This window comes from Streptomyces sp. NPDC026092 (genome assembly GCF_040638605.1).
GTDB lineage: Bacteria > Actinomycetota > Actinomycetes > Streptomycetales > Streptomycetaceae > Streptomyces.
Window position 1 is genome coordinate 223,080 of the sequence record NZ_JBEZYN010000015.1, and the last position, 6,381, is coordinate 229,460.

The window sequence follows — 6,381 nt, forward strand, 5'->3', positions numbered from 1 at the left end:
GACGGTACGGGGGTACGGACGGCCCCGGTGGATTCCCGCCGGGGCCGTCCGCGTGTCCGCGTCTTCTCAGACGGCCAGCACGGGCACGTCGTACAGCGGGATGTACTTGTTCCGGGTGACGAGGGTCAGCCCCTCGGTCCGGGCCTGGGCGACCAGTGTCCGGTCGAAGGGATCGCGGTGGTGGGGCGGGAGCTGACCGGCGTGGACTCCGTGCGCGGCGGTGATCGGCAGGGGCAGGAACTGCGTGTCCCGGGCCCTCTCCGCGACGTCGACCGGGGCGTTGAGCTTGCCGGTGGCCTGCTTCACGGAGAGTTCCCACGGCGTCACCGCGCTCATGTACGCCCAGCGCTCGCGGACGAGCACGTCGCGCACGTCGTCGGGGAGCTCTCCGTTGAGCCACCACAGCACGACGTGCGTGTCGAGCAGGAGCTTCACCGGTCGTCCCCGGGGGGAGTGAGGCCGAACGCCTCCGCGAAGCCGGGGTCGTCCGACATGTCGTCGAAGTCGTCGGCGAGCACGATCTGGCCCCGGAGGGCTCCGTAGTCGGTGCGATGCACCTTTCCTTCCAGCGGGATCACCTTCGCGACCGGTTCCCCGGACTTGCTGATGGTGATCTCCTCGCCCGAGGCGACCAGCTCCAGGATCTTGGAGAAGTGGGTCTTCGCCTCGTGCACGTTGAACTGCCGTGCTGCTGCGTCCATCGCGGCCTCTCAGAGAACAGGGCTAGGGGTGGACTAGGTTCGGACTAAGGCTAGCGCGCCCGGCTCGGCGAGCGCCACCCGATTCGCCCCCTTTCGCCCATCGGAGTGACGGCAGTCCCTCGCGCCCGCGAGCCGCCCACGTCGTACGCTGGGGGAGCCCCCGGCCGCTCGGCGTGTCGGGACCACCCGGCCCGTGTCACGTGTCGGGCCGTTCGCGTTGCCCGCCCCCGTTGTCGAACCCGGGATGGAAAGCTCCATGAGCCTGCACGGTCTGCTCGATGTCGTCGTCAAGGACGGCGCCCTCGCCGAAGCGGTCAAGGCCGCGTCCGACGGCCGCCGCACGCACGTGGACCTGGTCGGCCCGCCCGCCGCCCGGCCCTTCGCCGTCGCCGCGCTCGCGCGGGACGCCGGGCGGACCATGCTCGCCGTCACCGCGACCGGGCGCGAGGCCGAGGACCTGGCGGCCGCGCTGCGCAGCCTCCTCGACCCCGACACGGTCGTCGAGTACCCGTCCTGGGAGACGCTCCCGCACGAGCGGCTCTCGCCCCGCTCCGACACCGTCGGCCGCCGCCTCGCCGTGCTCCGCCGGCTCGCCCACCCCTCCGTCGACGACCCGGCCGCGGGCCCCGTCTCCGTCGTCGTCGCCCCCGTGCGCTCCGTGCTCCAGCCGCAGGTCAAGGGCCTCGGCGACCTGGAGCCGGTCGCCCTGCGGACCGGGCAGAGCGCCGACCTGAACGAGATCGTCGAGGGCCTCGCGGCCGCCGCGTACTCCCGCGTCGAGCTCGTCGAGAAGCGCGGCGAGTTCGCCGTGCGCGGCGGCATCCTGGACGTCTTCCCGCCCACCGAGGAGCACCCGCTCCGGATCGAGTTCTGGGGCGACGACGTCGAGGAGATCCGTTACTTCAAGGTCGCCGACCAGCGCTCCCTGGAGGTCGCCGAGCACGGCCTGTGGGCCCCGCCCTGCCGGGAGCTGCTCCTCACCGACGAGGTGAAGCGGCGCGCCGCCGCGCTCGCCGAGGAGCACCCGGAGCTCGGCGAGCTGCTCGGCAAGATCGCCGAGGGGATCGCGGTCGAGGGCATGGAGTCCCTCGCGCCCGTCCTCGTCGACGACATGGAGCTGCTCCTCGACGTGCTGCCCAAGGGCTCGATGGCCGTCGTGTGCGACCCGGAGCGGGTCCGCACCCGGGCCGCCGACCTCGTGGCCACGAGTCAGGAGTTCCTCCAGGCGTCCTGGGCGGCCACCGCCGGCGGCGGCGAGGCGCCCATCGACGTCGGCGCGGCCTCCCTGTGGGGCATCGCGGACGTACGGGACCGGGCCCGCGAGCTCGACATGATGTGGTGGTCGGTCTCCCCGTTCGCCGCCGACGAGACGGTGGACAACGACACCGTCAAGCTCGGCATGCACGCCCCGGAGACGTACCGCGGCGACACCGCCCGCGCGCTCGCCGACACCAAGGGCTGGCTGGCCGACGGCTGGCGCACGGTCTACGTCACCGAGGCGCACGGCCCCGCGGCCCGCACCGTCGAGGTCCTCGGCGGCGAGGGCATCGCCGCCCGCCTCGACGCCGACCTGGCCGACATCTCCCCGGCCGTCGTGCACGTGGCGACCGGCTCCATCGACTTCGGCTTCGTCGACCCCGCCCTCAAGCTCGCCGTCCTCACCGAGACCGACCTGTCCGGCCAGAAGGCGGCCGGCAAGGACGGCCAGCGGATGCCGGCCAAGCGCCGCAAGACCATCGACCCGCTGACCCTGGAGGTCGGCGACTACATCGTGCACGAGCAGCACGGCGTCGGCCGGTACGTCGAGATGGTCCAGCGGACCGTCCAGGGCGCCACCCGCGAGTACCTCCTCGTCGAGTACGCCCCCGCCAAGCGCGGCCAGCCCGGCGACCGCCTCTACATCCCCACCGACCAGCTGGAGCAGGTCACGAAGTACGTCGGCGGCGAGGCGCCGACCCTGCACCGGCTCGGCGGCGCGGACTGGACGAAGACCAAGGCGCGCGCCAAGAAGGCCGTCAAGGAGATCGCCGCCGACCTGATCAAGCTGTACTCGGCCCGGATGGCGGCCCCCGGCCACGCCTTCGGCCCCGACACCCCCTGGCAGCGCGAGCTGGAGGACGCCTTCCCGTACGTGGAGACGCCCGACCAGCTGTCGACCATCGCCGAGGTCAAGGAGGACATGGAGAAGACGGTCCCGATGGACCGTCTCATCTGCGGCGACGTCGGCTACGGCAAGACCGAGATCGCGGTCCGCGCCGCCTTCAAGGCCGTCCAGGACGGCAAGCAGGTCGCCGTCCTCGTCCCCACCACCCTGCTCGTGCAGCAGCACTTCGGCACGTTCTCGGAGCGGTACTCGCAGTTCCCCGTCGTCACCCGCGCGCTCTCCCGCTTCCAGACGGAGACCGAGTCGAAGGCGACGATGGAGGGGCTGCGGGACGGCTCGGTCGACATCGTCATCGGCACCCACCGCCTCTTCTCCTCCGAGACCAAGTTCAAGGACCTGGGCCTGGTCATCGTCGACGAGGAGCAGCGCTTCGGCGTCGAGCACAAGGAGCAGCTGAAGAAGCTCCGCGCCAACGTCGACGTCCTCACCATGTCCGCCACCCCCATCCCCCGTACGCTCGAAATGGCCGTGACCGGCATCCGCGAGATGTCGACGATCACCACCCCGCCGGAGGAGCGCCACCCGGTCCTCACCTTCGTCGGACCGTACGAGGAGAAGCAGATCGGCGCGGCCGTCCGCCGCGAACTGCTGCGCGAGGGCCAGGTGTTCTACATCCACAACCGCGTCGAGTCCATCGACCGGGCGGCCGCGCGGCTGCGCGAGATCGTCCCGGAGGCGCGGATCGCCACGGCGCACGGGCAGATGAGCGAGAGCGCCCTGGAGCAGGTGGTGGTCGACTTCTGGGAGAAGAAGTTCGACGTGCTCGTGTCGACGACGATCGTCGAGTCCGGCATCGACATCTCCAACGCCAACACGCTGATCGTGGAGCGCGGCGACAACTTCGGCCTGAGCCAGCTGCACCAGTTGCGCGGCCGCGTCGGCCGTGGCCGCGAGCGCGGCTACGCCTACTTCCTGTACCCGCCGGAGAAGCCGCTGACCGAGACCGCGCACGAGCGGCTCGCGACGATCGCCCAGCACACCGAGATGGGCGCGGGCATGTACGTGGCCATGAAGGACCTGGAGATCCGCGGCGCGGGCAACCTGCTCGGCGGCGAGCAGTCGGGCCACATCGCGGGCGTCGGCTTCGACCTGTACGTACGGATGGTGGGCGAGGCGGTCGCCGACTACCGCGCCTCCCTGGAGGGCGGGGTCGAGGAGGAGCCGCCGCTGGAGGTCAAGATCGAGCTGCCGGTCGACGCGCACGTCCCGCACGACTACGCGCCCGGCGAGCGGCTGCGGCTCCAGGCGTACCGCGCGATCGCCTCCGCCAACACGGAGGAGGACATCAAGGCGGTACGGGAGGAACTCACCGACCGCTACGGCAAGTTGCCCGAGCCGGTCGAGAACCTGCTCCTGGTCGCGGGCCTGCGGATGCTGTCCCGCGCGTGCGGGGTCGGCGAGATCGTCCTGCAGGGCCCCAACATCCGCTTCGCCCCCGTGGAGTTGCGGGAGTCGCAGGAGCTGCGGCTCAAGCGCCTCTACCCCCGTACGGTCGTCAAGCCGGCCGTCCACCAGATCCTGGTGCCGCGCCCGACCAGCGGGAAGATCGGCGGCAAGCCGGTGGTCGGACGCGAACTGCTCGCGTGGACGGGCGAGTTCCTGACGACGATCCTCGGGTCGTAGCCGAGGGGGTCCGGGGCCGGCCGCGGGGCCGGCCCCGGGTTCCTACAGCGCGTCGAGGTCCAGCGCCTGCGCCATCGCCGTGTACCCGGCGTCGCCCGGGTGCAGGTGGTCGCCCGAGTCGTAGGCGGGCAGGATGCGGTCCGGGTCGGCCGGGTCGGCGACGGCGCGGTCGAAGTCGACCACCGCGTCGTACGCGCCCGAGGTACGGACCCAGTGGTTGAACGCGTCCCGCTTGGCCTCGACGGCCGGGGTGTCGTAGAAGGAGCCGCCGACCGGGGTCAGGGTCGCGCCGACGACCTTGATGCCCTGGGCGTGGGCCTGCCGGATCAGCTCGCGGTGGCCGGCGATCAGGCGCTCGACGGAGACCTCGGGGGTGGGGGCGGCGAAGTCGCTCGGGAGGCTGCCGCCGAAGTCGTTGATGCCTTCGAGGAGGATGACCGTCCGGACGTTCGGCTCGGTCAGGACGTCCTCCTTGAACCGCGCGATGCCCTTCTCGCCCGCCCAGGTCGTGTCGTTGGTGACCTGGTTGCCGGCGATGCCGTGGTTGAGGACGGAGCGCGGCTTCCCGGCGGCGGCGAAGCGCTCGGCCAGCTCGTCGGGGTAGCGGTTGTTCGCGTCGAGGCCGGCGCCGACGCCGTCGGTGATCGAGTCGCCGAACGTCACGATGCCGTCCCTGCGCGGGGCCTGCCCGCCGGTCACCTCGACGCCGGAGAGGTAGTACCAGGACGCGTTGGTCTCCTTGAAGGCCGTACCGGCCCGGTCGGAGCGGTGGTCGCCGTCCGCGCGGTAGCTGGTGGCGGAGGCGACGTGGTGGAAGGTGGCGGGCCCGGTGGGCGCGGCCAGGTAGAGGGTGACGGTCACCGACTCCAGCGCCTTCACCGTGAACGGCACGCCGTCGCTGTACGCCGTTCCGCCCGCAGGGATCGTCACCGAGCGGCCCTTGCCGAAGGACAGCTGCCGCACCGAACCGGCCTTCACGGAGGCGCCCTTGTCCGTGCGGGCGACGGTCGCGCCGGTGATCCGCAGCGGGGTCGTGCCGTACCGGTTGGACAGCTCGATGCGTGCCTTGGTGCCGCCGGTGGTGACCCGGACGACCTGGCGGACGGTCTGGTTCGAGAAGCCCTGCTGCGACCAGTTGGGGCCGAAGGGCGCGGTCGGGGCCTGCGGCGAGGTGGCCCAGGCGCCGCGCCACTGGGTCCCGCCGTGCCCGTGGTCCGTGGCCACGGCGGTGCCGGTGAGGGGGAGGGGGAGTGCGGTCAGGGCGGCGGTCAGCGCGGCGGCGGTCAGGGTGGCAACGGCGGTGCGGCGTATGGATGTTGTCGTGTCAGGCGTGATCGTCGTCATGCACGTGATCAAGCGGAGCGGAACTCCGCTTATTCCCCTGCCGGCCCGTCAGGAACGCGCGTCGGCCGCGGGGCGCGCGTCGCGCGCGCCTCGCGGCCGGAAGTCGGGGGGGCGGGGAAGCCGTCGGGTCAGCTCGGAGGCTGGGGCGGCGGCTGGTCCTGCCCGCGCTGCTTGTCGATGTACTCCTGCGCCTTCTGCTGGGCCTGGTCGACCTTGGCCGCGTGCTTGCCGCCGGTCCGCTGGTCGACGGCGTCACCGGCCTTCTCGACGCCCTGCGAGGCCTTGTCCGGGTGCTGGCCCATCATGCCCTTGAGCTTGTCCATGATCCCCATCAGTACAACTCCTTCATAAGGGGACGAACGGCTCATTCGACGCTACGCGCCCCCCTCCGATTCCGCGCGTCGAGCGACTCAATGGTCTGGACCACGCAGGGGTCTTCACCTGCTGGCCCTTTAGGTCGAGTAAGTGAGCGTAACCATGTATGAGTGGGTGTCGTTGTCAGAGTGTGAATCTGACGGAATGGGCGAAGACGCAGGGCGTGCATCCGCA

5 protein-coding genes are annotated in these 6,381 nt (G+C 71.5%); 1 reads left to right on the plus strand and 4 read right to left on the minus strand.

Annotation, left to right across the window (positions count from 1 at the left end):
- Positions 1–66: 66 nt before the first annotated feature.
- Both AB0F56_RS24535 and AB0F56_RS24540 read right to left on the minus strand, forming a co-directional pair.
- Positions 67–435, minus strand: coding sequence for a type II toxin-antitoxin system VapC family toxin (locus AB0F56_RS24535; protein ID WP_362013297.1), 369 nt, complete (start codon positions 433–435; stop codon positions 67–69).
- Positions 432–701, minus strand: coding sequence for a type II toxin-antitoxin system prevent-host-death family antitoxin (locus tag AB0F56_RS24540; protein ID WP_362013299.1), 270 nt, complete (start codon positions 699–701; stop codon positions 432–434). The genes AB0F56_RS24535 and AB0F56_RS24540 overlap by 4 nt, the downstream gene beginning before the upstream one ends.
- A 256-nt stretch (positions 702–957) precedes the next feature.
- Between AB0F56_RS24540 and mfd the strand changes: the two genes are divergently transcribed.
- Entirely contained in the window at positions 958–4,488 is a 3,531-nt protein-coding gene (gene mfd / locus AB0F56_RS24545) for a transcription-repair coupling factor (RefSeq protein WP_362013301.1), read from the plus strand.
- Between the two features lie 42 nt (positions 4,489–4,530).
- On the opposite strand, the gene AB0F56_RS24550 is transcribed toward mfd, so the two are convergent.
- Entirely contained in the window at positions 4,531–5,832 is a 1,302-nt protein-coding gene (locus AB0F56_RS24550) for an SGNH/GDSL hydrolase family protein (RefSeq protein WP_362013302.1), read from the minus strand.
- Positions 5,833–5,960: 128 nt separating this feature from the next.
- Positions 5,961–6,164 carry an antitoxin gene (locus tag AB0F56_RS24555; RefSeq protein ID WP_362013304.1) on the minus strand — a complete coding sequence of 68 codons (204 nt, stop codon included), beginning with the start codon at positions 6,162–6,164 and terminating at the stop codon, positions 5,961–5,963.
- Positions 6,165–6,381: the final 217 nt, after the last annotated feature.

Excerpts from the sequence above, each read along its gene's own strand:
- AB0F56_RS24550 (WP_362013302.1), bottom strand. The coding sequence starts at position 5,832 with ATGACGACGATCACGCCTGACACGACAACATCCATACGCCGCACCGCC.
- AB0F56_RS24540 (WP_362013299.1), bottom strand. The coding sequence starts at position 701 with ATGGACGCAGCAGCACGGCAGTTCAACGTGCACGAGGCGAAGACCCAC.
- AB0F56_RS24555 (WP_362013304.1), bottom strand. The coding sequence starts at position 6,164 with ATGGGGATCATGGACAAGCTCAAGGGCATGATGGGCCAGCACCCGGAC.
- mfd (WP_362013301.1), top strand. The coding sequence starts at position 958 with ATGAGCCTGCACGGTCTGCTCGATGTCGTCGTCAAGGACGGCGCCCTC.